This is a genomic window from Fructobacillus americanaquae, assembly GCF_024029775.1.
Classification (GTDB): domain Bacteria; phylum Bacillota; class Bacilli; order Lactobacillales; family Lactobacillaceae; genus Fructobacillus; species Fructobacillus americanaquae.
The window spans coordinates 1,290,222-1,316,575 of sequence record NZ_CP097122.1; the positions used below are offsets into that span (position 1 = coordinate 1,290,222).

A 26,354-nucleotide genomic window follows, 5' to 3' on the forward strand; every position below is an offset into this window, starting at 1 on the left:
CGCTTCAAAACTGTTAAGAGGAGGGCCATAATATGGCGACAAAAGAACCAACCCCGATGATGGTGCAATATCATCAAATTAAGGATCAGTACCCCGACGCCTTTGTTTTTTATCGAATGGGCGATTTTTATGAGCTCTTTGAAGATGATGCGATTAAAGGGGCCAAAATTCTTGAACTAACATTAACGGCACGGAATAAAAATTCAGCTGAGCCGATTCCGATGGCCGGAATTCCCCACCATGCCGTCTCAGCCTATATTGATATCTTGGTTGATGCAGGTTATAAGGTAGCAATTGTCGAGCAAATGGAAGATCCGGCAACGGCTAAGGGCATGGTCAAACGGGATGTTGTCCAGTTAATTACGCCAGGAACGAAGCTTTCCTCCAAAAATGGGGATGGCAAGGATAATAATTTTTTGGCTGCAGTGGTAGCGACTGGATCACGTCTTGGGGATGCTGATCAGGCGGCTTTTGCTTTAGCTTATATTGACCTTTCGACTGGCGAATTGAAGGCAACGGAATTAATGGATGAGAGCGCCGTTTTGGATGAACTTGGTGCTCTGGAGGTTAAGGAAGTGGTTTTAGCAAAAGAGGGTGATTTTTCAACACCAGCATTGGCGGCTGCTATTGGCGAAAAGGGCCTGGTTGTCTCTTATCAGGGTCCGGTTCAGCCTTCCGCTACGATTACTTATCTAACAAAAGATTTAAAAAAACCTGCCAAGCAGACAGTTACAGGACTGCTTCTTCAGTATCTATTTGATACGCAAAAGCGGTCTTTGGACCACATTATGCCGGTGCAAACATATGAGCGCCAGGCTTATTTGGTCTTTAACCAGGTGACACGGGTCAACCTTGATTTGGTTGAAAATGCGCGGACCAAGCAAAAGGCTGGTTCTCTTTTCGCACTCTTAGATCAAACGAAGACGGCTATGGGGGGGCGGTTATTGAAGCAGTGGCTGATTAAACCCTTGAAGGATTTGCAGAAAATTCAGGCTCGGCAAGAGGCCGTGGCTGCCTTTAAAGATGATTTTTTCACTCGAGGAACGGTCCAGGATCAGTTGAAGTACGTTTATGATTTGGAACGTTTAGCTGCAAAAGCTGCCTTAGGAACCATTAATGCCCGTGATTTGGTGCAATTAAAGCGTTCGCTTCAGGCAGTACCGGATATGCAAGCCGCTTTGCAAGCTGAGCACGTTAACCCAATCTTGCAGGCTGCTGGGGCAGAAATCGACCCCTTGTTTGATTTGGCAAGCCTGATTGAACAAGCCATTGTCCCTGAACCACCAATTTCGGTTCGTGATGGTGACTTAATTCAACCGGGTTATGATGATTTGGTTGATTCTTATAACCAGGCATTAGCTGATAACCAAGATTGGCTCGCTGCTTATCAAAAGCAAGAACAGGAAGCAACTGGGATTTCGACTTTAAAGGTCAAATACAACAAGAACTTTGGTTACTTTATCGAAGTAACCAAGGTAAACCTCGACAAATTAGAAGAGGGACGTTATCATCGTAAGCAAACATTGACGAATGCTGAGCGATTTACAACGCCTGAATTGAAGGAACATGAAGACCTGATTTTTGCAGCGCAGACAAAACGTTTTGACCGCGAATATGATTTATTCTTGGCTATTCGCGCCAGGGTTAAGGAAGAAATCAGTCGCTTGCAGACATTAGCACAAAAAGTTGCCCGACTTGACGTTTTGGCGGCTTTAGCTGATGTCGCTGAAAACCGACATTTTACGAAACCAGAGTTTAAAACGGATGGTGACCGGGCACTAACAATTAAGCAGGGTCGTCATCCGGTGATTGAATCCCTCTTGGGACCTGGCGAATATGTTGCTAATGATGTCTTTTTTGATGAAAAAACCAAGATTCAACTGGTAACCGGTCCGAATATGGCTGGTAAGTCTACTTACATGCGCCAGGTCGCCTTAATTGTTGTGTTAGCTCAGATGGGGTCCTTTGTGCCTGCAGATGAAGCGACTTTGCCAATCTTTGATCAAATCTTTACCCGAATCGGGGCCAATGATGACCTCGTTAACGGTCGATCAACCTTTATGGTTGAAATGGCCGAGGCCAACTCGGCGCTTCAGGGGGCAACCTCTCAGTCATTGATTTTATTTGATGAACTGGGACGTGGTACAGCCACTTACGACGGAATGGCCTTAGCACAGGCCATTATTGAGTACTTGGATCAGAATCTTCACGCGACGACGATTTTTGCTACTCACTATCATGAACTAACGGCTTTGGCGGCTAGCCATCCTGCCATTCAAAATGTCCATGTTGGGGCGCAGTTAACCGATGATGGTGCTTTACACTTCTTACATCAGGTTCAGCCAGGAGCAGCTGACCGTTCTTATGGGATTCAGGTAGCTGCTTTGGCAGGGTTGCCGAAATCACTCTTAACAAATGCTGAGGCAATTTTAAGAGCCCTAGAAACCCAAGGGGTAGGGCAAGTTGAAGGTGTAGAAGAGACGGTGGTGAAGCGTTCGAGTGCTGCTGTCAAAGATACTGTTAGCCCGGCAATGAGAAACGCATCGACTGAAGCAACGCCAATTGGGGATAGTCTGGCACAGGACATTCCACTTTTTGAAATTGCCTCTGCTCAAGAGCTTCCAGCAGCGGAAATGGAGTTAATCAATCCGGCTGACCAGAAGGCCCTTGATGAACTTGATCGGGTTAACCTTAACCAATTGACGCCATTGGCGGCTCTCAACTTAATTGCCAAATTACAGGAAATGAGGCAAGAAAATGACTAAAATTCATGAACTGCCTGAATTATTGGCCAACCAAATTGCAGCCGGTGAGGTCATTGAACGTCCTGCCTCAGTGGTCAAAGAATTGGTTGAAAATGCTATTGATGCCAATGCGACTCAAGTAGAAATCGTGATTGAAAATAGTGGTTTAGATTTAATTAAAGTAATCGATAATGGTCAGGGGATTGACCAAGCAGAAGTACCGTTGGCCTTTGTTCGCCATGCCACTTCGAAAATACAAGATCGGCATGATTTGTTTAATATCATGACTTTGGGCTTCCGTGGTGAAGCCTTACCATCGATTGCAGCGGTTGCAGATGTCACTTTGCAAACCAGGACAAAGCTTGCTGACACTGGCTTTCTTTACCAGGTCAAAGGTGGACAGGTGGCCCAGGAGGGGCCAACGGTTGGTCGCTTTGGAACCATTGTTGCCGTTCGTTCGCTGTTTTACAATACGCCAGCTCGGCTCAAGTATTTGAAAAAACCACAGACCGAGCTGTCGTTGATGGTAGAAACAATCAATCACTTGGCCATGGCTTATCCAAATGTTGCCTTAACGCTGAGCCATAACGGGAAAACTCTGGTGAAGACACCGGGTAACGGTGATTTGCGGCAAGTATTAGCAGTTGTTTATGATCGCAAAACTGCTGAAAAAATGGTTGCTTTTGAGGGGGCTTCCGGCCATTTTAAGGTCAATGGTTACTTGTCCTTGCCGGAACAGACTCGGTCTTCTCGGTCTTATTTTGCTGTTTTGGTAAACCACCGTTTTGTTAAAAATTTCTCTGTTTCAAATGCTATTAGTGCGGGTTATGGTTCAAAGTTGATGGTTGGCCGTTTTCCAATCGGTGCCATTAATATTGAGCTGGACCCACTGCTGGTTGATGTCAATGTGCACCCCCAGAAGGCTGAGATTCGGTTGAGTGAAGAGGGAGAACTGACGGAATTGATTACGCAGGTTATTGCTAATCGTCTTCGTGGTGAAAACTTGATTCCTGCAGCGCTTGATAACCTGGGTCAAGGGGAAAAAGAAGAAAACCCGACCGCTGCGATAGAAGAACCCAGTGTCTTCGTGAAAAATCCAGCCACAGAGGTTCTTTCGGTCCCGGTTAAGGCTGACCGGGTAGTTGAAATTCATGATAAAGGTCAACTGGCCGATGCGCCAGTTGCTAATTTTGCCAGTCGCTATGCCAAAGAAGAGTATCAGCCGATCTTTATGGAAGAAAATCAGTCTCAGCCAAAAATTGCTGAACCGTTAGCAGCTTATCAGCCAGATACTTCTATCGACCAGTCAACTAGCGCCGCCAAAGAAAATGGTGGTTTATACAACCATGTCGATACTGGCTTGGCTGCACTAGCAAGTCAGGCTATGGTCCTGGGCGTTGAACAGAGTACACAGCCAGAGGACTCACAGACAAAACAGCAGCAAAATGATTGGTTGAGTGGGCAGCAACATCAGGATCAGACTAAAGTCGCGACCCCTAAGCCGGTTAACCAAGATTTGGACTTAAGTGATCAAGCTAGTAAAAAGACCGGTTTTCCTAATCTGGACTACATTGGTCAGATGCATGGAACCTTTCTCTTTGCCCAAGACCAGGATCATTTGTACTTGGTTGATCAGCACGCCGCTCAGGAACGGTTGAATTACGAATATTATCGGCAGGTGGTTGGCCAGGTAGGCGAAGACCAGCAGCAATTGCTGGCGCCGATTACGCTGACGTATTCTACGGCCGATATGTTAAAGATTGCTGATTTTCATGAGATTTTTGAGCAGGTTGGCCTTCATTTGGAAGAATTTGGCCCAAACACGATTGCTTTGTATGAACATCCAGCCTGGATTTTAGCTGACCAAGCTGAAGGCACCATTGAAGAAATGATTGATTGGGTTCTTCATGATGGTAAGCTGACTGTAGCAGCCTTTCGAGAAAAAGCTGCGATTATGATGTCTTGTAAGCGGGCGATTAAGGCCAATTGGCATATTTCGGATGAAGAGGCGAAGACGCTCTTACGTGATTTAGCACAAGCAGAAAATCCCTATAACTGTCCTCATGGTCGGCCAGTTTTGACCTCGTTTACTATCAAAGAAATGGAGCGAATGTTTAAGCGCATCCAGGATTCACATGAATCGTGGCAAACGTACGATACCCATCCATTTTAAATTGGGTTGCGGTTGCAACGATTATTGATGATGAACTTTTTAACGCGGGCGCTAAAGTACGCTCGATTAGCAGTGCTTTCAAAGGAAAATTAATGAACTATAACGATATAATAATTCGGTTGCGCTATGCACTTGATTTATCTAACCAAGAGGTTATTCGACTTTTTACCTTAGGTGGGGTCAAAATGACGCAAAAGGATTTGGACCGAATTTTGACAAAACAAGAAGAGGATAGTCAACCGGATCAGGCGCTTTCAGCCTATGATTTAGAGGCTTTTTTGAATGGCCTAGTGATTGATCAGCGTGGTGAGCGCTTAGATAAAGACGGACAAGCCGTGCCACCAACTTTTGATATGACCAAAGCTGATTTGGTCAATAATGTGGCCATCAAGAAAATCAAAATTGCTATGGCTTATACATCGGATGATTTACAACAATTATTGGCTTTGGCAGGAGCTAAGGTTTCTAATGGCGAATTGTCGGCAATTTTGCGTCGCCCTGACCACCGGAATTATCGACAAGCTGGTGATCGTTATTTGCGTAAGCTATTAGCGGGCATGGGTAAAAAGTACCGGTAAGACGGTCTTTTGTCTGAATAGTTGAGATGAATTCAAGAAAGACGACGCATTTGCGCCGTCTTTTTTCTTCCTAATAAAAATAGTAAAGTTTGGTATGATAGAGAAAGTAGGATACTAATGGAGATTACTATGAAAATTGCCCAAGGTTTAATACAAAAAAAGCAAGAAATTGCACCTTACGCCTACACCCAAGCCGGTGGCGTAACGGATTATTTGGCGATTCCGACCTCAATAGCTGACTTGACCGCCTTGCTAGATTGGGCTAAACAAGAAAGCTTGCCTGTTTATGTTTTTGGTCGACTGTCCAATTTGGTCGTTCGTTCAGGTGGACTGCGAGGTTTGGTGATTTTAACGACTGAACTAAAGGCTGTTCGACAGGAGAACAATCAATTGTTAGCCCAAGCTGGCTGTGACATTATTTGGTTGGCTGCTTTAGCTCGCGATAAGTCCTTAACTGGCTTGGAATGGTCGGCTGGAATTCCTGGATCCGTTGGTGGCGCGGTCTTCATGAACGCCGGTGCTTATGGTGGACAAGCCGATATGGTCGTTTCCTCTGTGCTAGCGGTGATGCCTGATTTAAGCTTAAGGACTTTTACAAAAGATGAATTAGCGTTTGGTTACCGCCATTCTGTTTTTCAAGAAAATGGCGGGGTTATCGTTCAGGTAACCTTTGATTTGGCACCTGGTGACCAACAGGCTATCCAAGGGAAAATGGATCAAGTTAACTTGGCCCGTGCCAATAAGCAACCCTTGTCATGGCCATCGAACGGTTCCGTCTTTAAGCGGCCAACTGGTTACTTTGCCGGTAAGCTGATTATGGATGCCGGATTGCAAGGTACACGTGTTGGTGGGGTTGAAGTTTCGAAGAAGCATGCCGGCTTTATGGTCAACGTGGACCAAGGAACGGGTAACGACTACGAAGACTTAATTCACCTTGTGCAAGCAAAAGTTTTTGAGGAGTACCAGGTTCGCCTGGAACCTGAAGTTCGTATTTTAGGAGACCGGTAGCCTATGGATATTATTGAGTTAATGATTGTCTTAGTGATTGGTGTTGCTATCTCAAGCATCATCTCTCACTTTGTTCCAGCAGTCCCAATTTCATTATTTCAAATTGCGATTGGCTTTTTATTGGCAACGATTGGTGGAACCTATATTGAGGTGGATTCCCACTGGTTTATGATGCTTTTTGTGGCTCCAATCCTGTTTAACGATGCCTGGCGGTTTCCAAAAAGGGAATTGTGGAAATTACGGGTACCAATTTTGATGAATGCGATTTGGCTCGTCTTGGTGACCACGATTTTGGGTGGCTGGCTGATTCACTTTTTGATTCCAGAGCTACCAATTGCTGGTTCACTAGCCTTGGCAGCTGTGTTATCACCAACGGATCCAGTTGCGGTTCAAGCGATTGCAAAACGGGTGAAGCTTCCTGAAAACCTCTTACACGTGGTGACGGGAGAGAGCCTGGTAAACGATGCGACCGGGTTGGTTTCGTTTAATACGGCTATTAAAGCAGTAGTAGCCGGGACTTTCTTATTGACGGACGCTTTGTTAAATTTTGCTTGGATGACCCTGGCTGGGATTGTGACCGGCGTTGTGATTGGGGCCATCATTATCTGGTTGCGTGATTCTGTTTCACGCTTTGGTTTAGCTGATGTTGTATTCTATACGGTGATTACAGTTTTGCTACCCTTTATTATTTATTGGGTGGCCGAGTACCCCATGCACGCTTCTGGCTTGATTGCTGTTGTGACGGGTGGAATCACTGCTAAAATTTTAAATGACCGCCACGTTGGCCTTTTATCGGCCGAAGCAACGATTGTTTCAGTTCATGCTTGGGAGGTCTTAGTTTACGTCTTAAATGGTTTAATCTTTGTCTTACTTGGTGTTACCCTGCCAAACGCCTTGCATAATGTTTTAGAAGACACCAATATCTCCAACATCCAGGCCTTGACTTATGGTTTAATTGTCTGGTTCATTATCTTTTCTTTACGTGTGTTGTGGGCTTTGGCTATTCAAATCAGTCAGAGGTTCCGGCATCAGGTGAAAGTAGTTTCTCTTAAATCAGCTATTGTGTCGGGCTTGACGGGGGTTCGTGGCGCCGTTACAATGGCTGCGGTCTTGACTATTCCTGTAGTCACCAACAAAGGCACAATGTTTATTGGCCGTGATTTAATGATTTTTATCGCGGCGGTAGTGGTCATCTTTTCTTTGGTAGTGGCTTCTGTCATGCTACCACTGGTGACAAAGCAGAAAACGAAGCACGATTTCACTCAACCGGAGGGCGCAACGGAGGTTGATGAAGCTTTGCCGGAGGACCACCGGGCTGATTTATCAGAAGATCAGGCCCGTCTATGGACTATGCGAATCGGCATCCAAGCATTACGGGATGTCCAAAATAATCAAAATCGGCGAATTGCTCACGAACTAATTACTCGTCGGCAAAAAAAGGTCCGCCAATTACGACGGAAGCTCCATGAAAATCAGGACCAGCATGATTTTGCGGCCGAGAAAGATCTGGAGTTGCAGGAAGTTGCTTTGAAAGCAGAACGTAATCGTCTTCAACAACTATTAGTTGATGAAGAAATTACGCCGATTACTTATTCTTTGCAGGATAGACTCCTTGATCAAATTGAAGCTGATTTGGGAACAACTCGTGAATTCTTTGCTAATAAGCGTTTGAAGTGGTTGTTGCGGCGTTTGGCCGTTAAGGTCCGCATTTGGCTGGCTGAGGAAGAAAATGATCGGGTCCAAGAAGAGGCCGATCATGCTACTCGTGAACTACTAAAGGCTGCTATTGCGGCCATCTCAGCATATATAGAAAAACAAGTTGGCGATACCGTCATGCAGCGCGTTTTACGGCAAGAAGCGTATAATTTAATTGTGATCTACCGTTTTCAAATTGAAAAGACCAAGGCAATCTCGACATTTGATCAACAAGAAGAAGACGATCGCATGCGATTGGAGCTTGAGTTAAAAGCGTTAAATGCGGAGCGGGATTTCATCCAGCAACTCTATGAACAAAACCGGATCTCACGGCAAACGAGTATTAATTTAAGACAAGTAATAAACTATGCGGAAACCAGAGTCTTGGTTGGCCGCAACGAGGAGTAGAAATGGGAATTTGGGCATACATGACCAGTAGCAATCTGGTTCATCTATTAGATGTATTGATTATCTGGTTCTTGTTGTATAAGGTCATTACCTTTGTTGAAGGAACCCGCGCATTACAAATCCTTTTTGGGGTTGGTGCCATTATCTTAATCAAAGTCGTCGCTTGGTATACCGGTTTGGTGGTCGTTTCTTGGTTAATGGATCAGTTAATCACTTGGGCACCAATCGCTTTGGTCGTGATTTTCCAACAAGAAATCCGACGTGGCCTCGAAAATTTGGGCCGGCGCCTAACGGTTCGTCGCCATCACATCGACAATGAACAGGCTCGCGAATTGATTAAGGGCTTGGACATGGCTTTGGAATATATGTCCAAGCGGCGAATTGGCGCTTTGATTACGGTTAATGGGAAAGATACCTTAGAAGAGTATATTAAAACTGGTATTACTCTCGATGCCAAGGTAACAGGGCAATTACTGATTAATATCTTTATTCCCAACACGCCTTTGCATGATGGGGCGGTTATCATCAATAATGACCGGATAGCAGTGGCTGCTGCCTATCTGCCACTATCAGAATCAACGAGAATTCCAAAGGAATTGGGAACTAGGCACCGGGCAGCTGTTGGAATTTCAGAAGCAACAGATGCCGTCACAGTGGTTGTTTCAGAAGAAACTGGTGAAATTTCCATTACTCAGCGGGGAGACTTATTGCGAAATATGGATCGTGACTCTTACTTAAACTTCTTTGAAAAGCAGTGGATTGATCCAGTTGGTAAGAAGAGCAAGAAATCCTTGTTGGGACAATTGTTCCGGGGGAAGAAATTATGAGTAAGTGGACTTCATCAAAAATCGTGAACGTGGCCTTTTCATTTTTGTTGGCACTCTTAATTACCGCTTACGTTTTGTCAACAAAGCCGAGCTACTCGGGATCGAATAATAACCAATATACATCGTTGTTGCCAGAAAAAAAGGCAACGATTACGTCACCCTTGACGGTACAATTTAATTCTTCAGATTATGTCATTGTCGGGGCGCCAAGTTCTGTTGGGGTGACCCTTCAGGGGTCATCAGCCTTAGTAACCGCGGCTCAAAATCATAATGAAATTCAAGCTGTGGCTGACTTGCGTGGTTTAGGAGTTGGACAACATACTGTTAATGTTGCTTTGACTGGTGTCAGCTCGTCGTTGACTGCGACCGCTAGTCCTCAGACTGTAACAGTTACCTTGGCAGAAAAAGATTCTGCTAAGAAAGATGTTCAAGTTCAATATGACGACTCAAAGATTGCTTCTGGCTACCAGGTAACCAACACAACGGTTGATCCAAAGACGGTGACAATCACTGGACCAAAAGAAAACGTGGATGCTGTTGATCATGTTGGTGCCGATGTGACCCTAAACAAAAGTACGAAAGCGAACGTCACACAATCGACTAAATTGACGGCTTATGATAAGAATGGCGACGCTGTTCAGGTAACCTTATCGCAACAAACAGCACAAGTGTCAATGACAATTTCTAGTTCCGGATCGAGTTCAAGTGCAAGCTCCAGTAGCAGTTCACAATCAAGTACGAGTGGGTCGTCTTCGACGACTAAGAAAGTGAGCTTAGTAGGCCAGGCGAGTGCCGGTTCGACGGACAATTTTAACATTAGCTTCAGCCCAAGTGCCGTGACAATTACTGGTTCAAGTGATACACTAAGTAGCATTGATTATTTGCCTGTTAGTCTGGACCTGTCCAATATTACTAGCAAAGTGACCAAGACCGTGAGCCTGACGAAACCGAGTGGCGTTGATAGCCTGTCGGATCAAAGTGTTCAGGTGACAATTAGTCCGAAGTCGTAAGGTCTGATTTGTTTGTGCTGAAATTATTGGCCAACCATAAGTGGAGATAAATAAAAAATGACAGAATCGCAGTTAAAATACTTTGGAACAGATGGGGTCCGAGGCATTGCCAATGAAGGTTTAAAACCTGAATTGGCCTTGAAACTCGGTCGTGCTGGTGGGGCAATTTTAACTCGCCACAATGATAATCCTGATCGACGCCCAGTTGTAATCGTTGGTCAAGATACTCGAATTTCTTCTGAAATGTTGCAAGAGGCTTTGATTGCTGGCTTGCTTTCTGTGGGTGTTGACGTGTTGAATTTGGGCGTCATTACTACGCCAGCCGTTGCTTACTTGGTTGAAGCGTTGGAAGCAGATGCTGGAATTCAGATTACCGCATCACATAATCCAGCCGCTGATAACGGGATTAAGTTCTTCGGTCGAGATGGTTTTAAGCTTTCAGATGAACTTGAGAACGAAATTGAAACCCTCTTAGACGGTGATGGCTATGAGCAATTACCTCGACCAAGTGCTAAGGGTCTGGGTGTTGTTTCTCATTATCAAGAAGGTGCTCAAAAATATTTGGCCTTCTTACAAAAGACGATTCCCAGTGACCTATCTGGCTTTAAGTTAGCCTTAGATGGAGCCAATGGGGCAACCTTTGACCTTCTGCCACGTCTGTTTGCAGACTTGGGAGCTGATTTCAAGACGATGGGGACAGAACCCGATGGCTTGAATATCAATGACCAGGTTGGTTCGACCCATCCAGAAGCTTTGATTGATATGGTTAAAGAAGGTGATTTCTCAGCTGGTTTGGCCTTTGATGGGGATGGCGACCGTTTAATCGCCGTTGATGAAAACGGTGAAATTGTCGATGGTGATAAAATTATGTATATCACTGCCCGTTTTATGAATAACCAGGGTCGTTTGAAGCACCAAACTGTGGTCTCAACTGTGATGTCTAACATTGGTTTCTATAAAGCATTGGAAGCTCAAGGAATCAAATCTGTCCAGACACAAGTCGGCGATCGCTACGTAATGGAAAAGATGGTTGAAGATGATGATAACCTTGGTGGGGAACAGTCTGGTCATATTATTTTCCGTGACTGGGCTAAAACCGGGGATGGTTTGTTGACGGCTTTGCAACTACTCTTTGTGATGAAGGAAACGGGACAATCACTGTCTGAATTGGCAGCCGATGTAACGCTATATCCACAAAAATTAGTGAACGTGAAGGTGCCAGATAAGCAAGCAATGATGCAAAATCCAGTCTTGCTGGCTAAGATTGACCAGGTTGAAAAGCAGATGGCCGGTGACGGCCGGGTGCTGGTCCGTCCTTCTGGGACGGAATCAATTGTGCGAGTAATGGCGGAAGCCAAAACCGAAGAGTTGGTTAACGCTTATGTTGATTCAATTGTTCAAGTCGTTGAAGCTGAAAAATAAAAGTTAAAAACCAAGGTAAGCCAAAGCGCTGATCCTTGGTTTTTTGTCCTTTTTTGCAACAAAAGCTGACCTGAAAATCTGTTATAATAAAAACAACTGAATTTTGAAAGGAAAACACCTTGTCACCATCTGACTTTAGTAACTTTTTAAGAGAAAAGTTTCAAATTAGTTTTAATAACTTAAACCTTTTGCAAGAGGCTTTGACCCAACGCAATTACTTGAATGAACATCCTCAGGAACAGGGCCGGGATTATCAACGACTCGAATTTTTGGGTGATGCCATCATGCAGGCAACGGTGACGGAATACCTCTTTAAGCGCTATCCGGATTGGGATGAAGGTCAATTGACTGAAATGCGAATCACCATGGTTCAAACAAAGTCCTTTGCTCACTTCGCCCAAGTCATCCACCTGAACGAGGCCATTCGTTTAGGTAAAGGTGAAGAAATGAATGGTGCCCGGTCACGTCCTTCACTTTTGGAGGATATTTGGGAAGCCTTTATTGGCGCCTTGTTCTTAGATCAGGGCCAGGCTGCCGTCGTTTCTTTGTTGAACCAGACGGTCTTTGCAGCCATTGATGAAAACTTCTTTGACCAATTTATTGACTTTAAGTCCCGCTTGCAAGAAAAGTTGCAAGCTCAGGGGTCCGTTGACATTACTTATCAAATTGAAAATGAAATCCGTAACGAAGATAACAGTCAGCTCTTTGAAGTTTTCGTTGCGGTTGATGGCAAGACTTTGGCTTATGGGTCAGGACAATCCATCAAGGATGCGGAAAAGGCGGCCGCACAAAAAGCCTATCAAGGTTTAACCGCCAAATAACACACAAGAGTATACAAAGCGCCCATGAAATTAAAGACACTGGAAATTATTGGCTTTAAGTCTTTTGCCAATAAAACCGTGATTGACTTCCAGCAGGGAATGACTGGGATTGTTGGTCCAAATGGTTCTGGAAAATCAAATATTATTGAAGCCATCCGTTGGGTGATGGGGGAACAGTCGGCTAAAGATTTGCGAGGCAATAAAATGGCCGATGTCATTTTTGGTGGAACAAAGAACCGCAAACCCTTAAACCGGGCGGAAGTTTCGATTACCTTTGACAATGCTGATCATTATATTGCTTCTGATTTTACCGAAATTCGAATTACTCGAAGGTTGTACCGGACAGGAGAATCCTCGTATCAATTAAACGGGACGGAATGCCGGCTCAAGGATATCCATGAACTCTTTATGGATACCGGTCTTGGTCGGGATGGCTTTTCAATTATTTCCCAAGGTCAGGTTGAAAAGATTTTTTCAGCGAAGCCGGAAGAACGACGGGGAATCATTGAAGAAGTCGCTGGTGTCTATAAGTACAAGCAAAATAAGGACAAGGCCGAAAAGGACTTGGCTGCCACGGAAGATAACTTGGACCGTGTTGATGATATTATTGCTGAAGTGGAGGGGCGATTAAACCCTTTGGCTGACCAGGCTCTCAAGGCCAAAGACTATTTGGTTAAGCGCGAAAGTTTTGAAAAATTAGACCAGGTGCGATTGACCCGATCGATTTTGTTGCTGCAGGGACAAGTGGCTGAACAAAGTCAGGAGGCCGGTAAAACCAAGGAAGCTGTTGCTTATCAGCAAAAACAGGTAAGCTTAATTCAGGATAATCTTGGTCAAAGTCGTGGCCAATTAGAGGCTATCCAGCACGACCGTGACAACTTACAGGCAGAGATTGTTGCCAAGGCTCAGGAAAAAGAACGGTTGATTGGGAATCAGAAGCTGGCCTCACAAGAGCAGGCCACACTGGTTCGTGATTTAGCCCATTTAGTTGATCAACAAAAAGACGAACAGGTTCAAGTCGAAAAAACGCAGGCTGAGTTAACTCAGGTACAAAAGCAACTGGCGGCCTTAGTCGACCAAGAACAATCATTAAAACAGACTATCAAGCAAATTGACCAGGAGCATGGTGCCACCAAGATTGATGCAGTGCAAAATGAACTGGCTGAAAACCGCAATGCTTATGTGACCACGATGCAAGCGATTGCTTCCTTACATAATAAGCTGACTTATCAAGAAAAAGCCTTGGCCCAAACGGAAGCACAGTTAGCTTTGAAAAAGACGGCGATGACAAAGGCCCAGGATGATTTAAAAGCGGCAGAAAGTGCCTTGGCAGCTTATCAAAAAGAACATCCAGACCAAACGACTGGTGAAAATCCTTTTGAGGACCAAGTGGCACAGGCAAAGAATGCTTTAGCAGATGCCAAGGTAGCGGCTCAGGATCAACAAAAAAGTTGGCAAGAGGCGGCCTATGCCCTCGATCAGCAGCGGTCGCGTTATCAGGCAGAAGCTTCATTAGATGATTATGCTGGTTTTTATCAGGGTGTTAAGAACCTGATGGTGCCTGCTGTGCGGCAAAACTTTCCAGGCATCAAGGGCGTCGTTGCGGAATTGTTAACGGTTCCAAAATCCTACACGAAGGCGATTGAAACCGTCTTGGGTGGGGCGTTACAGCAAATTGTAGTGGACACGACTCAAACGGCTAAGTCGATTGTTGCCTACCTGACTAAAAACAAAAAGGGTCGGGTAACCCTTTTGCCGATTGATACCATTCGCCCTCGTCAGGCCCGTGACATAGCCGCTGCTAGCCGTGAAAATGGCTATATTGGCTTAGCTGCTGACTTAGTTTCCGTGCCGGCTGGGATGGAAAATATCCTCTCTTCATTGCTGGGGACAACCTTGGTTGTTGAAGATTTGGCGGCGGCTACACAGGTTGCTCGGGCTTGTCAAAATCGTTTGCGAGTTGTTTCATTGGACGGTCAGTTGGTCAATGCCGGTGGTTCTATTACCGGTGGTGCTAACTTTCGTCAAGGGCCATCTGTTCTGTCCCGGCAGGCTGATTTAAAGGAAAAAGAAGCGGCGTTAGCCAAGCAACAGGTGCTGGTTGCCGACCTGGCTGAAAAGCGTAATCAAAGCCAAAATCAGGTCAACACCTGGCAAGAAAAATTGGCGGACTTGATGCAACAAAGTCGAGACTTTGTTGCCCAGGGGCAGCAAGTTGATTATGAATTGGCCAGCTTAAAGGATACCGTTGATCGCCACCAAACCAGCGTGCAAACACTATCTTTGGATCTAGCAGATTTGCAGGTTGCTAAAGAGGACGCTGAACAGGAACAGGCAGCGGCCCAAACGGCATTGACTGAAAATGAGGATAAGAAGGGGACAATCGAAGGGAACACCGCTGATTTGACCGCCGAGTTGGACCAGTTAACTAAGGACCAACAAGCTTATCAGGGCCAAAAAGCCGAATTCCAGGCAGAACTCGCGAAAGTTTCCGCTCAGCGTTCGGCTCAGGAGGAAAATCAGCACCGCTTGACCGAAACTTTGACAAAGGGGCAAGACCACTTATTGTCACTGCAAGAGCAGGCTGGGCAGATGCAGGAAAACCTCGACCAGGCAAAGAGCACTGAAGAACTGAGTCAGGCGGTCACTGATTTGTCGACTGCCTTAACAACGGCCCAGGAAAAGGCTGATTTGTTAGCTGATCAATGGGCCAAATTATCAACGACGGTCAAGGAAGAGGAAGAAAAACTTGCCTTGGCCCAAGAAGAGTTGAATAACGAGGTTGTTGACCAGTCAGCTGCTAATCATCGTTTGCAAAGTAGCCAAGAACGCTTGGCTAAGCAAATTGCAACGTTGCGCCAGACCTATGGTCTGACCGTAGAATCAGAGAATGACGTGGTTGCTTCTGATTTGTCTGACCAAGAAGTTGACCAAACATTGGCTGAGACCAAGAAGGCCATCGATGCACTGGGGCCAGTGAACATCGCGGCCATCCAGGAGTATGATGAAATTAAAGATCGCCACGACTTCTTGACCAGCCAAGCAGAAGATCTGAAGGCAGCCAAGGAGACCCTGCAGGATACAATCGATGAGATGGACCAAGAGGTTCAGATTCGTTTTCAGGAAACCTTTGATGCCATTGCAGCTAATTTCTCAGATGTCTTTACGAAGATGTTTGCGGGTGGCCAGGCCCAAATTGAGTTGACCGACCCAGAACACTTGCTAACGACTGGAATTGACATTAAGGCGCAACCGCCTGGCAAAAAATTCCAGCAAATGTCGTTGTTATCTGGTGGTGAAAAGGCCTTGACTGCCATTTCGTTGTTGTTTGCGATTTTGCAGGTTCGCCCTGTACCATTTGCCGTCTTGGATGAGGCTGAGGCAGCCTTGGATGAGGCGAACGTCGACCGTTTTGCGGCTTATTTGAAAAATTTTGCTGGCGATACCCAATTCATCACGATCACGCATCGCAAGGGAACGATGGTTGCTGCTAAAATCTTGTATGGTGTTACAATGCAAGAAGCAGGGGTTTCAAAGATGGTCGCGGTTAACCTGGAAGAGGCACACCAACAACTCGCTTAATCACATAGGAGAGTAGTCTATGGGACTTTTTGATATTTTTAAGAAAAAGAAGGAAGCTCAGGAAAATCAGTCGGCCGAAGTTGGTCAGCAGACAGCACCTGAGTCAACAGTAAGAGACTCAGAAAAGCAGTTAACTGATGCAAATCAAGATCAGCCGGCCGAGAAAAGAGCAAAGGCAGTAACAGAGGATCAACAGGACCAGCCCGCTACAAAAACAGCTACTGAAACAACCGGACCGGCAGGGGCTGACAAAGACAAAGCTGACCAAGAGTCTGCTCAAGTGCTTACAGAGGATAGTGACAACGAACGTGAATTTGATCAACCTGTCACTGCTGAGCATAAGCAGAGTCAGGACCAAGGGCAAAAGCAAGATCAAAACGCGGACCAAGGCCAAGACGAGCAATCCAACCAGGCGGTCTATGACCGCGGCTTGAAGCAATCTCGTCAGGGCTTTGCTGACCGATTTAACCGCTTTTTAGCCAACTTCCGTTCGGTTGATGAAAACTTCTTTGAGGAGTTGGAAGATACCTTAATTGGGGCTGATTTAGGCTTTGATTTGGCAATTCAAATTTCCAACCAAGTTCGTGAAGCTGTTAAGGTGCAAAATATTAAGGATAAGGGCCAAATTCGTTCTTTGATTATTGAACAGATGGTGGCACAATATGATGCTCAAGGTCAAAATGAAGACCAATCCATGCATTTTGCACCAGCAGGTCAACCAACCGTGATTCTCTTTGTTGGAGTAAATGGTGTCGGCAAAACGACGACCGTGGGGAAATTAGCTTCAGCCTATCAAAAAGAAGGTAAAAAGGTCCTTTTGGCAGCAGCGGATACCTTCCGTGCGGGTGCGGTGAAGCAACTGCAGGAATGGGGTAACCGGGCTGATGTACCGGTTGTGGCTGGGCCTGAAAAGGCCGATCCGGCTTCTGTTGTCTATACGGCGGTTGAACGAGCCAAAGAGGAGCACTATGATGTCTTGTTCGTTGATACGGCCGGTCGCTTACAAAATAACGTCAACTTGATGCAAGAGCTAGCCAAGATCAATCGAGTTGTTAAGAAGGTCTTGCCAGATGCCCCACAAGAGGTTCTGCTGGTTTTGGATGCAACGACGGGGCAAAATGCTTTGCAACAGGCCAAGTTGTTCCAGGACTCTTCTGATGTGACTGGGATTGTCTTAACTAAGATGGATGGGACAGCTAAAGGTGGTATTGTTTTTGCCATTCGTGACAGCCTGCATTTGCCAGTCAAATGGATTGGCTTTGGTGAAAAGGCAACTGATTTACGCGTCTTTTCGGCTGAGGACTTTGTTTATGGTATGTTCAAGGACTTGGTCTAGGCGATGGATTTAGACAAAAAAAATCAGGTGAATGCTTTATTACCGTTTTATGGACCGTTGTTGACGGTTAAGCAACAAAATTACTTGCGGGCATATTTTGAGGATGATTATTCCATCATTGAAATTGCCGAGGCCGAAGTTGTTAGCCGGCAAGCCGTTTCGGATAACTTGAAGCGTGGCGTTGATTCTTTGGAACACTACGAGGCCGTTTTAGGGCTCTACAAGGATTCAGTCCACCGGCAGGCGCAAGAACAGGATTTGCTGGATTACGTTGCCGAGCACTATCAAAACGATCAACATTTAAAGCAAATTTTAGACCAACTGGTTAACCAAGAAATTAATTAAGGGGGAAGCCGGAGTCCCGAAGTGGCCCGGCCAAGCAATCATGGCTTTTGAAAACTTGACACAGCGCCTCTCCAAGACGTTGAAAAATCTAACCGGTCAGGGCAAGATTAAAGAAGAAGACCTACAGGCCTCTCTTCGTGAAATCCGTTTAGCCTTACTGGAAGCCGATGTTTCTTACTCGACAGTGAAGAAGTTCATCGACCAAATTCGCCAAAGGGCGAAGGGCCAAGAAATCCTGGAAGGGCTGAATGGCGCCCAACAGGTTATCAAAATTGTTAATGAGGAGTTAACAGCCTTGATGGGGGACCAAGCGGTTCCACTCAATAAATCAGAAAAGATTCCGACAACCATCATGATGGCTGGCTTGCAAGGGGCTGGTAAAACGACCACCATTGCCAAATTGGCTTATAAGTTAAAGCGCGAAAATAACGCTCGTCCACTTTTGATTGCAGCCGATGTTTATCGTCCAGCCGCCATTGATCAGTTGGAAATCTTGGGAAAAGATTTGGAGGTTCCAGTCTTTTCACAGGGGACAGATGTTGATCCACGTGAAATCGTCAAGGCTGGGTTAGCCCAGGCCAAGAAAAACAAAAATGATTATGTCTTGATTGATACGGCCGGTCGTTTGCAAATTGATGCCGAATTGATGGCTGAGTTGAAGGACATCGAAACGATTGCTCAACCAGATGAAGTGCTCTTGACGGTCGATGCGATGACCGGACAGAATGCAACTGAAACAGCCCAAGGCTTTGCCAACGAGTTGCACTTGACCGGTGTCGTTTTAACTAAGTTGGATGGTGATACCCGTGGTGGTGCTGCCTTATCAATACGTGATGTCACGGGTCAGCCAATCAAATTCGTTGGTCAAGGTGAAAAGCCAACCGACCTGGATGTATTTTACCCAGACCGAATGGCTTCACGAATTTTGGGCATGGGGGATATGCTGACCTTTATCGAAAAGGCTCAGCAAGAAGTGGACGAAAAGAAGCAGGCCGAGCAGCTTGAAAAGATGCGCCTGAACACTTTTGACTTCAATGACTTTATCGACCAGCTGCACCAGGTTCAAAACATGGGACCAATGGAAGACTTACTGAAGATGATTCCTGGAATGGCCGGAAATCCAGCTTTAGCGAACCTGCAAATTGATGACAAGCAGTTTGCCCATATGGAAGCGATTATCTCCTCAATGACGAAGGCTGAACGGGAAGATCCCGACTTGTTGAATCCATCTCGCCGTCGTCGTTTGGCAGCGGGTGCAGGGCGGCCAATTGTGGAAGTCAACAAGATGATTAAGCAATTCGACCAGATGCGCAAAATGATGAACCAAGCTTCAAACGGAAACTTCTCCGGCATGGAATCCATGATGGGGCAAACCGGAATGGACATGTCTCAAATGATGGGGGGCATGGGTGGTGGTATGCCAAGTGGCAACTTTGGCCAAAAGGTTCAAAATTTTGCTATGAAGCAAGCAGCCCGGAAGATGAAGAAGTTAAAGAAGAAGCGTGGCAAAAAATAATTAGTGCCTGTTGTTAGTGAAACGATACGATAGCAGGTGACCGGTGGCAGTCATTGCCTATGGTAGAAAAAGAGGCGACATACCCCAGTTATGGAACGTAGCTACAGATAGGAAAATGATGACGATTAAACTAATTGCAACTGATTTAGACGCCACCTTTTTACGAGCGGACAAGAGTTTTGACCGCCAGGCTTATCAGGTAATGGTCGATTTAGCCAAGAAAAAGAATGTAACCTTTGTGGTCGCAACAGGTAATCATCCAGATAAGGTGGCCAAATACTTTGCTGGGGCTAACCAGGACTTTATATTGATTGCTAACAATGGCGCTGAAGTCGTTGAAGAGGGTGAGATTATGAAGACTTACCCAATTGAGCCGGCCGTTTTTCAGCCAATTGTGGAAACCGTTTTAGCTAATCGCGACAGAGTCTCAATGGGCTTAGTCTTTACTGGCGTCACCCAGGCATTTATTCTGAAAGAAATGGCCGCTTTGGGGTATGGTGACCGTAAGGCACAGCAATATTTCCAGGATTTGAAGATTGTGGATAATTTGAGTGAAATTAACGAACCAATTTTGAAGATGACGGTCGATCTACCAGACTTTGAACGTCCTTTCATGGAAGCGGTTAATAACCATCAGCTGCCAATCCACGTCACAACTTCGGGTTATGGTGCCGTCGACTTAGTCAATCCAGCTGTGAACAAGGGTGTGGCCTTAAAGGATTTAGGCGATCAGCTAGGTATTGCGCCAGAAGAGATGGCCGCCTTTGGTGATGGCTTGAATGATTTGGAAATGTTGCAATTGGTTGGTCATCCCTTCGTGATGCCGAATGCCGATTCTGAACTCTTTACTTACAAGTTTGAGGAAGCGGTTGCTGATTCCAACAATGATGGGGTTTTGAAGACTATTTTAGCTAATATCCTTTAAGCAGAGGGAAAACTAGTCATTGATTTTTACTAAGTAATTGGTGCAAATGAGCCGTTGGTTTATTAATCAACATTTAAAAGCAATCGAATGATTGCTTTTTTTAGTGCTGAAACTACGTTTTTTAGGTCAAACGGGACCGGCTAGACCAATCTGTTTTTATGCTATAATAGTGGCATTAAGTCAAACGGTTTAATGCTGATTTTTACTAAAAAAATCAGTATCATGAGACAACGAAAAACTGTCAGGAGGATGCAGCCAAATGACTGACCGCATGAGGAAGTGGGTGCAACGCCTGCTTTGGTTAATAATTATCGGAATAATTGCTTTGTTGGGCTATCGTTGGGCTGAATCACAGCCCGCATTAAGTCCAGTAAAAACGGTGCCAAAACAGCTGTTTGGTCAAACAAAAATTTATAGTCAAAATGATCGACAACAGATTGCCGGCAAAATTAGTGCTCAAGATCAAAGCGCTAAAGGATTAACAAAGCAAGGCTTTGTGGCGATTCCCAAGTTATCGATTTTACTACCAATTTACGATAATGCCTATTCAGCCGTTGCCTTGAATGTAGGGGCTAATACGGCACAAAAAGGTACCCCTGTACCAACAATGGGACAGGGAAACTATACGTTAGCTGCTCATAATTGGGATAATGGTTATACAGCCTTTTCGGCTTTACAACAGAAACTTAATCAAAATGCACCTTATTATCAAAATGGTCAAGCGGGAAATTCAAGCTGGTTAAATGGTCAGTCAATCTACCTGGCTAATGGTGATGGGGTCTTTACTTACCAGATTACCGGTCAGGTTGGTGTTGATGAGAATGATGGCTCTGTTTTGAATCCTGATGACCGTGATGACGGTAAGGCAAAAATTACGATTATTACCTGCCTCTTCCCTGATACGACGAAGCGTATCATTACCAATGCTAAGTTCATGAAGTTTGAATCTTGGGCCGATGCTAGCAATGATGAAGTTGGCTATTTTGATACGAAAAAGCAAAAAATTAACTTAGTTCCGTAATCTGCTTTACGGTAAAATAGATATCCAGGAGTTATTATGTATGAATATTTGCGGGGCGTGATTACCCAGGTTTGGCCAGGTTATATCGTCTTAGAAAGCAAAGATGGTATTGGCTACAAGATTTTTCCGGCGAATTCCTATCACTACACTGTTGACCAGGAAGCCCAAGTTTTCGTCGAACAAATTGTTCGTGAAACGGAGTTAACCCTTTATGGTTTTGCCTCGATGACGGAAAAGGGACTGTTTAACAAGTTGTTAAATGTTTCAGGCATTGGGCCTAAATCAGCTTTGGCAATCCTAGCTGGTGCAGACCCAGCTTCCTTGGTGGCAGCCATTGACCAAGATGAAGTTGGCTATTTGACGCAGTTTCCCGGGGTGGGAAAGAAAACCGCGCAACAGATTATCCTGGATTTGAAGGGGAAAATGGCGGACTTTGCGAACTTAGCTCAAGATCAAGAGCTTCGCTTAGGCCTTGACCTGTCAGATTCTGCTCGCTTGGTTGCCAGTGATAGCCAAAATCTGGCCGATGCCATGGCGGCTTTGGAAGCCTTGGGTTATGCCCAAAAGGATATTAAAAAGGTCAAGAAGGCCTTGGCCGGCGAAAAGGGCAAGACAGAGGAGCTGATTTCAAAAGCTCTGGCCCTGCTAGTTTCAGCATAAAGAACTGGTTAAATGCGGTGTAAGCAACCGTTTGTCACAAGAGCGCAAGCTGGGGTTTTCTTTTCAGCAATGAGGGAAGGCCATGGTAACAAAACAGAGGAGCATGTATGGTGATTATTACAGCAGGAATGATTGGTGTTGGGAAAACAACGTTGACTGGTTTGATTGCAGACCATTTTGAAACGCAGGCCTTTTTTGAACCAGTAGGGGATAATCCGGTTTTGCCACTGTATTACAAGGATCCAAAGCAGTATGGTTTTTTGCTCCAAATTTTTTTCTTAAACCGTCGTTTTGAGATGATTAAAAAGGCGTTGGCTGATGATAACAATGTTTTGGATCGGTCAATTTATGAAGATGAACTCTTTACAGAGGAAAACCATAAGGACGGCAATATTTCTGATATGGAAATGGACGTTTATCATAATTTATTGACGCGCATGATGGACGAACTGCATGCTTTGCCGAAGAAGGCGCCCGATTTGATGGTTTATGCTGATGCCGATTTTGAGACAATTTTAGCTCGAATTAAGAAGCGTGGCCGGGATTACGAACAGTTTGATGGTAATGATGAATTGAAGGCCTACTACCGCAAGATGTGGGAAGCTTATCAGGGGTGGTTTGACTCTTATGACCAATCACCAAAGATTAAGGTTAACTTGCAGCAGTATGATTTGGAAGATCCAAAAAATCAAGAAATTGTCCTGGGTCAGATTGATGATGCTTTGAAGGCAATCCGTTAATTACCCGGATAAAAAAGCCTGTCTTTTAAAGACAGGCTTTTTTATCTACTTTATTGATTGCTAGCAGATTGGGATTGTGAGTCAGTTCCATCTGTTGCTGTAGTTTGGGCGTTGGTTGTTTGCTGTTGATCAGCTAAAATCTTTTTGATGTCTTGAAGTACAAGCAATTCATCGCTTGGAGCTGGTGCGGGTTTTTGCTTTGGCTTAATAATGTACTTGCTGATGATCTTAATCAGAAGAAAAACAACAAAGGCTGTAATCAAGAAATTGATAACATCATTCAAAAAGGCGCCATATTTGAATGTCAGGTGCTTGTAGGGAACCCACTTTAAACTGTTTAAGTCGTTTCCCCCACCAGTGAAAAAGCCAACCAAGGGGTTAATCAGGTTTGTTGTCAATGATTTGACTAAACCAGAGAAAGCACCACCAATGATTACCCCAATTGCTAGGTCAATCATATTACCACGATTAATGAAGGCCTTGAATTCTTTGATGAAATGCATATTACTTACTCCTTACATGATTCAGAATAAGTCTATTTTATCACGAATGTTTCAATTTTTGCACTAAAAGTGGGTCAGGTGTGACGTAAGTAGTCGATTGGCCTTCAAAAATAACGTAACCGGGTTTGGCGCCGTTTGGCTTCCGCAATTTTCCTGCTGGTAAGTAATCAACGGGGACATTGGCTGAATCGCGGGCCTTTGAGAAATAAGCAGCTAATTTAGCAGCTTCTTCGATGGTTTCTTGTGATGGATTGTCAGAATGGATAATGACATGAGAACCAGGTAACTTCTGTACGTGCAGCCAGATGTTCTGGCGGTTAGCCTTTTTTAGGGACAATTTGTCATTTTGGAGATTGTTTTTGCCAATCTCAATCAGCGTGCCATCACTAGCCGTAAATTGGTCGGGAGCAGATAAAACATGTTTTGGTTTTTTCGTCTGTTTTCCCTTGGTCTTGATCTTGACTTTTTCGCGTAGGTAGCCCTGTTCAATCAATTCAACCTTGATGTCAGCAACGTCTTTGGGCGAAGCCACTGCCAATTGGCTAGCGATTTGATTAAAGTAGTCAATTTCTGCTGCAGTAGTTTTCAGCTGCTCTAAGACATAATCCTTGGCTGAGCGGAGCTTACGGTACTTACGGAAATAACGGTTGGCATTTTGTAAACCGTCAAAGCGGGGGTCGAGGTCAATAGTCAGCAACTGGTTATTGTCATAGTAATTTTCGATTTCAACCGAATGCATGCCTTTATGAACGAGGTGCGGATAAGTAATCAGCAAGTCGCCCTTGACCTTAAAGCTTTCAGCATTTTTTGAATCTGTCAGGGTCTGTTGGAGCTTTTTTTCCTTGGTTTGATTTTTTTTCAATTCGTTTTTAACCAGGCGAACTAAGGTCCCGGCCTGCTGGTTAACGCGGTCGGCTTCCGCCTGACCCTGGAAGTAGGCATCCAATAAATCACCGAGTGTGTCATAAGGCTGGCCTGCTTGTTCAGAATCCCAATCAAAAGCGGCAAAGGTATACTTGTTGTCTACTTGATAAAGGGTCGGCTGTGGTGAGTCGAAATGAGCCAACCAGTCCTGAGCTGTTTGCATGGCATTTGCCCCAGTTTCCAAATGCTTGGCCAAATTCTTGGCTGAAAGAGTGGCAAATCCTTGGTAGGTTTGCTGAATGGCTTTTGGCCAGTCAACCTTGTCCATGTCTAGTAAAATTTTAGCCAAAGCCGTCAAATCTTGGCCAAATGGATTGGTCATATTTTGGGCAGGGGGCAGGGTATAGGTCGCACCGGGAATCAATGACCGGACACGGTTTTGGTCAGCTGGGACGTGTTTGATTAGTTCCAAAATGCGCTGATCTTTTTCTCGAACTAAAAAGAGGTTTGAATGCCGACCCATCATTTCAAGCGTTAAAATCAGTGTTTGATCATCGCCCAGTTCATCGTGTGTACTAATCGAGAAGTGAAGAATTCGGTCATTTTCTACCTGTGCAACCGAACTTAACCGGGCTCCTTCTAAGTTACGACGCAAGAACATCGCAAAATTGGGCGGCGTAGCCGGATTCTGGTAGGGAATTCGAGTCACTTGGGCTCTGGCATAGGCTGGGTTAGCCGAAAGCAAGACCGGATAGTTCTGACCATTATTGCGAACGACCATTATGATCTCGTTCGGGTAAGGCTGGTGAATTTTCGTAATACGGCCACCAGCGAGTTGTTCATTTAATTCTTTGGCCAACGAATGGACAAAGAGGCCATCAAGGGGCATTGTCTTTCCTCCTTCAAAGGGGTATCAGTTCTATTATAACGAAATCAGCATCGAAAAAGTGATGAAAGCAAGGAATTGGGCACTGATTTGGTCACAAAAAAACCTCACTACACAGAGTGAGGTTTTTAAAACTTACTTATTTTCGGTCACTTGCTTACCGTTGTACATCCCTGATGGAGAGACGCGATGAGCAACGCGGTATTCACCAGTAGTCTTGTCCAAAACAATGTTTGGCACATTCAAACCGATGTGTCCGCGGCGGTTACGCTTGTGAGACTTAGAATTTTTGTTTGATGGGGTAGCCATGCTGGCACCTCCTTTCGGTTCAATTTATCAACCTGTTAAGTTTATCTAATTTATAAGGGAATGTCAACTGGTGGAATCTTTTTTCCTTGTAAAATCTTTGAAATAATCGGCTAAAAAGGCTTAACGAACGGCCTTAGTTCTGTTAAAATAGATGATATTAAATTATCTCTTCTCTTGGCGTTTAAAGGGGGAGTCAAACGAATGTAATGGGGTACAAAAACGCGATGACGAAACGAAATGTAATGAATATGCTAGTTGTTCACCTGGTCGTCTTGGCCTTTATTTTGTTCGTTTTAGTGACGCCAACCCATTTTGACTTCTTAATGTGGAACGTCTTTTTGGCTTTGTTGCCATTGGACTTCGCCTTGTTGGTGCTCATTTTTAAATCGAAGCTGCTACAAGCATTTTTTTCCTTTCTCTGGTTGTTGTTTTTCCCAAATACCATGTATATGATCACGGATTTTATTCATTTGCAATATATTAGCGATTCATTGGACGTTCGTTATCAGTATTTTAATTATTCAGTTTTATCAGCTGGGATTTTTATTGGTGTTTATCTAGGCATTCTTTCATTGGAATTACTAATTCAAAAGTTCTTTATTAAAAGAAGCGGGTTAACCGTCTTGGTGCTTTTGGCCATTGTTTCACTGGTGTCGTCCATTGGTATTTATCTGGGACGGTTCTTGCGGCTAAATTCTTGGGATGTCTTTACAAACTTTAAGTTTGTACTGGCCAATACACAGGATGCCGTTTCGGCCCACATGGTTGCCTTTGTCCTGCTTTTTGCGGCTGCTCAGTTTGCGATTTTAGTTGTTTATCACTTTGGTGATCGCTTATTGGCTAATTTGGCTGTTGAAGGTAGCCAGCACGATTGAGCTTGAATAAAAATTAGAAAAGTCTTGACTTAAAGATGAAAAGTGCGTATAGTATTGATTGTTGAACAAGTAGGAGCACCCGCTTCTCGCCTCGTGACGATTGCTG

At 44.7% G+C, this 26,354-nt stretch carries 21 protein-coding genes and 1 other annotated feature (1 of these 22 only partly in view); of the genes, 18 read left to right on the plus strand and 3 right to left on the minus strand.

Going from position 1 to position 26,354, the window contains the following annotated elements; all coding sequences use genetic code 11:
* Positions 1-32: 32 nt before the first annotated feature.
* The 17 genes from mutS (at position 33) to M3M36_RS06375 (ending at position 22,811) form a co-directional block, all read left to right on the plus strand.
* Positions 33-2,765 (plus strand): DNA mismatch repair protein MutS, encoded by a 2,733-nt coding sequence (mutS, locus tag M3M36_RS06295; RefSeq protein ID WP_252773728.1) that lies wholly within the window; start codon positions 33-35, stop codon positions 2,763-2,765.
* On the plus strand, positions 2,758-4,917 hold the full coding sequence (gene mutL / locus M3M36_RS06300) for a DNA mismatch repair endonuclease MutL (RefSeq protein WP_252773729.1): 2,160 nt from the start codon (positions 2,758-2,760) through the stop codon (positions 4,915-4,917). Before mutS ends, mutL begins: the two co-directional genes overlap by 8 nt.
* A gap of 92 nt (positions 4,918-5,009) precedes the next feature.
* Positions 5,010-5,495 carry a YehS family protein gene (locus M3M36_RS06305; RefSeq protein ID WP_252774432.1) on the plus strand — a complete coding sequence of 162 codons (486 nt, stop codon included), beginning with the start codon at positions 5,010-5,012 and terminating at the stop codon, positions 5,493-5,495.
* 129 nt (positions 5,496-5,624) lie between these two features.
* Positions 5,625-6,503 (plus strand): UDP-N-acetylmuramate dehydrogenase, encoded by an 879-nt coding sequence (gene murB / locus M3M36_RS06310; RefSeq protein ID WP_252774433.1) that lies wholly within the window; start codon positions 5,625-5,627, stop codon positions 6,501-6,503.
* Between the two features lie 3 nt (positions 6,504-6,506).
* Positions 6,507-8,606 (plus strand): cation:proton antiporter, encoded by a 2,100-nt coding sequence (locus M3M36_RS06315; RefSeq protein WP_252773730.1) that lies wholly within the window; start codon positions 6,507-6,509, stop codon positions 8,604-8,606.
* A 2-nt stretch (positions 8,607-8,608) separates the two neighbouring features.
* Positions 8,609-9,433, plus strand: coding sequence for a diadenylate cyclase CdaA (gene cdaA, locus M3M36_RS06320; protein ID WP_252773731.1), 825 nt, complete (start codon positions 8,609-8,611; stop codon positions 9,431-9,433).
* The gene (locus M3M36_RS06325) at positions 9,430-10,443 is read left to right on the plus strand and encodes a CdaR family protein (protein ID WP_252773732.1); all 1,014 of its coding nucleotides are present in this window, start codon (positions 9,430-9,432) and stop codon (positions 10,441-10,443) included. Before cdaA ends, M3M36_RS06325 begins: the two co-directional genes overlap by 4 nt.
* Positions 10,444-10,500: 57 nt before the next feature.
* On the plus strand, positions 10,501-11,865 hold the full coding sequence (glmM, locus tag M3M36_RS06330) for a phosphoglucosamine mutase (RefSeq protein WP_252773733.1): 1,365 nt from the start codon (positions 10,501-10,503) through the stop codon (positions 11,863-11,865).
* Positions 11,866-11,984: 119 nt separating this feature from the next.
* The gene (rnc, locus tag M3M36_RS06335; protein WP_252773734.1) at positions 11,985-12,686 is read left to right on the plus strand and encodes a ribonuclease III; all 702 of its coding nucleotides are present in this window, start codon (positions 11,985-11,987) and stop codon (positions 12,684-12,686) included.
* A gap of 24 nt (positions 12,687-12,710) precedes the next feature.
* Positions 12,711-16,268, plus strand: a complete 3,558-nt coding sequence (gene smc, locus M3M36_RS06340) for a chromosome segregation protein SMC (RefSeq protein WP_252773735.1) — start codon at positions 12,711-12,713, stop codon at positions 16,266-16,268.
* 19 nt (positions 16,269-16,287) lie between these two features.
* Entirely contained in the window at positions 16,288-17,604 is a 1,317-nt protein-coding gene (ftsY, locus tag M3M36_RS06345) for a signal recognition particle-docking protein FtsY (RefSeq protein WP_252773736.1), read from the plus strand.
* Positions 17,605-17,607: 3 nt separating this feature from the next.
* On the plus strand, positions 17,608-17,949 hold the full coding sequence (gene ylxM / locus M3M36_RS06350; RefSeq protein ID WP_059393500.1) for a YlxM family DNA-binding protein: 342 nt from the start codon (positions 17,608-17,610) through the stop codon (positions 17,947-17,949).
* Positions 17,950-17,989: 40 nt separating this feature from the next.
* Positions 17,990-19,465 carry a signal recognition particle protein gene (gene ffh, locus M3M36_RS06355; protein ID WP_252773737.1) on the plus strand — a complete coding sequence of 492 codons (1,476 nt, stop codon included), beginning with the start codon at positions 17,990-17,992 and terminating at the stop codon, positions 19,463-19,465.
* 115 nt (positions 19,466-19,580) lie between these two features.
* Entirely contained in the window at positions 19,581-20,390 is an 810-nt protein-coding gene (locus tag M3M36_RS06360) for an HAD-IIB family hydrolase (RefSeq protein WP_252773738.1), read from the plus strand.
* Positions 20,391-20,649: 259 nt separating this feature from the next.
* Positions 20,650-21,411: a class A sortase gene (locus M3M36_RS06365; RefSeq protein ID WP_252773739.1), complete on the plus strand. Its 762-nt coding sequence runs from the start codon at positions 20,650-20,652 to the stop codon at positions 21,409-21,411.
* Positions 21,412-21,447: 36 nt separating this feature from the next.
* Positions 21,448-22,071, plus strand: coding sequence for a Holliday junction branch migration protein RuvA (gene ruvA, locus M3M36_RS06370; protein WP_252773740.1), 624 nt, complete (start codon positions 21,448-21,450; stop codon positions 22,069-22,071).
* A 107-nt stretch (positions 22,072-22,178) separates the two neighbouring features.
* Positions 22,179-22,811 carry a deoxynucleoside kinase gene (locus M3M36_RS06375; protein WP_252773741.1) on the plus strand — a complete coding sequence of 211 codons (633 nt, stop codon included), beginning with the start codon at positions 22,179-22,181 and terminating at the stop codon, positions 22,809-22,811.
* A gap of 50 nt (positions 22,812-22,861) precedes the next feature.
* Here M3M36_RS06375 and mscL read toward each other — a convergent pair whose 3' ends face one another.
* From mscL to rpmF, 3 genes are all read right to left on the minus strand, one after another.
* Entirely contained in the window at positions 22,862-23,314 is a 453-nt protein-coding gene (gene mscL / locus M3M36_RS06380) for a large conductance mechanosensitive channel protein MscL (protein ID WP_252773742.1), read from the minus strand.
* 40 nt (positions 23,315-23,354) lie between these two features.
* On the minus strand, positions 23,355-25,067 hold the full coding sequence (locus M3M36_RS06385) for an Rqc2 family fibronectin-binding protein (protein WP_252773743.1): 1,713 nt from the start codon (positions 25,065-25,067) through the stop codon (positions 23,355-23,357).
* Positions 25,068-25,199: 132 nt separating this feature from the next.
* The gene (gene rpmF, locus M3M36_RS06390; RefSeq protein WP_047974236.1) at positions 25,200-25,373 is read right to left on the minus strand and encodes a 50S ribosomal protein L32; all 174 of its coding nucleotides are present in this window, start codon (positions 25,371-25,373) and stop codon (positions 25,200-25,202) included.
* Positions 25,374-25,597: 224 nt separating this feature from the next.
* On the opposite strand from rpmF, the gene M3M36_RS06395 reads away from it, so the two are divergent.
* Positions 25,598-26,248: a DUF1361 domain-containing protein gene (locus M3M36_RS06395; RefSeq protein ID WP_252773744.1), complete on the plus strand. Its 651-nt coding sequence runs from the start codon at positions 25,598-25,600 to the stop codon at positions 26,246-26,248.
* Between the two features lie 61 nt (positions 26,249-26,309).
* Positions 26,310-26,354 (plus strand) — a sequence feature (ribosomal protein L20 leader region) (it continues 80 nt past the right edge of the window).

Coding starts and splice junctions, on each gene's coding strand:
- mutS (WP_252773728.1), top strand. CDS start 33: ATGGCGACAAAAGAACCAACCCCGATGATGGTGCAATATCATCAAATT.
- mutL (WP_252773729.1), top strand. CDS start 2,758: ATGACTAAAATTCATGAACTGCCTGAATTATTGGCCAACCAAATTGCA.
- M3M36_RS06305 (WP_252774432.1), top strand. CDS start 5,010: ATGAACTATAACGATATAATAATTCGGTTGCGCTATGCACTTGATTTA.
- murB (WP_252774433.1), top strand. CDS start 5,625: ATGAAAATTGCCCAAGGTTTAATACAAAAAAAGCAAGAAATTGCACCT.
- M3M36_RS06315 (WP_252773730.1), top strand. CDS start 6,507: ATGGATATTATTGAGTTAATGATTGTCTTAGTGATTGGTGTTGCTATC.
- cdaA (WP_252773731.1), top strand. CDS start 8,609: ATGGGAATTTGGGCATACATGACCAGTAGCAATCTGGTTCATCTATTA.
- M3M36_RS06325 (WP_252773732.1), top strand. CDS start 9,430: ATGAGTAAGTGGACTTCATCAAAAATCGTGAACGTGGCCTTTTCATTT.
- glmM (WP_252773733.1), top strand. CDS start 10,501: ATGACAGAATCGCAGTTAAAATACTTTGGAACAGATGGGGTCCGAGGC.
- smc (WP_252773735.1), top strand. CDS start 12,711: ATGAAATTAAAGACACTGGAAATTATTGGCTTTAAGTCTTTTGCCAAT.
- ftsY (WP_252773736.1), top strand. CDS start 16,288: ATGGGACTTTTTGATATTTTTAAGAAAAAGAAGGAAGCTCAGGAAAAT.
- ylxM (WP_059393500.1), top strand. CDS start 17,608: ATGGATTTAGACAAAAAAAATCAGGTGAATGCTTTATTACCGTTTTAT.
- ffh (WP_252773737.1), top strand. CDS start 17,990: ATGGCTTTTGAAAACTTGACACAGCGCCTCTCCAAGACGTTGAAAAAT.
- M3M36_RS06360 (WP_252773738.1), top strand. CDS start 19,581: ATGATGACGATTAAACTAATTGCAACTGATTTAGACGCCACCTTTTTA.
- M3M36_RS06365 (WP_252773739.1), top strand. CDS start 20,650: ATGACTGACCGCATGAGGAAGTGGGTGCAACGCCTGCTTTGGTTAATA.
- ruvA (WP_252773740.1), top strand. CDS start 21,448: ATGTATGAATATTTGCGGGGCGTGATTACCCAGGTTTGGCCAGGTTAT.
- M3M36_RS06375 (WP_252773741.1), top strand. CDS start 22,179: ATGGTGATTATTACAGCAGGAATGATTGGTGTTGGGAAAACAACGTTG.
- mscL (WP_252773742.1), bottom strand. CDS start 23,314: ATGCATTTCATCAAAGAATTCAAGGCCTTCATTAATCGTGGTAATATG.
- M3M36_RS06385 (WP_252773743.1), bottom strand. CDS start 25,067: ATGCCCCTTGATGGCCTCTTTGTCCATTCGTTGGCCAAAGAATTAAAT.
- rpmF (WP_047974236.1), bottom strand. CDS start 25,373: ATGGCTACCCCATCAAACAAAAATTCTAAGTCTCACAAGCGTAACCGC.
- M3M36_RS06395 (WP_252773744.1), top strand. CDS start 25,598: ATGACGAAACGAAATGTAATGAATATGCTAGTTGTTCACCTGGTCGTC.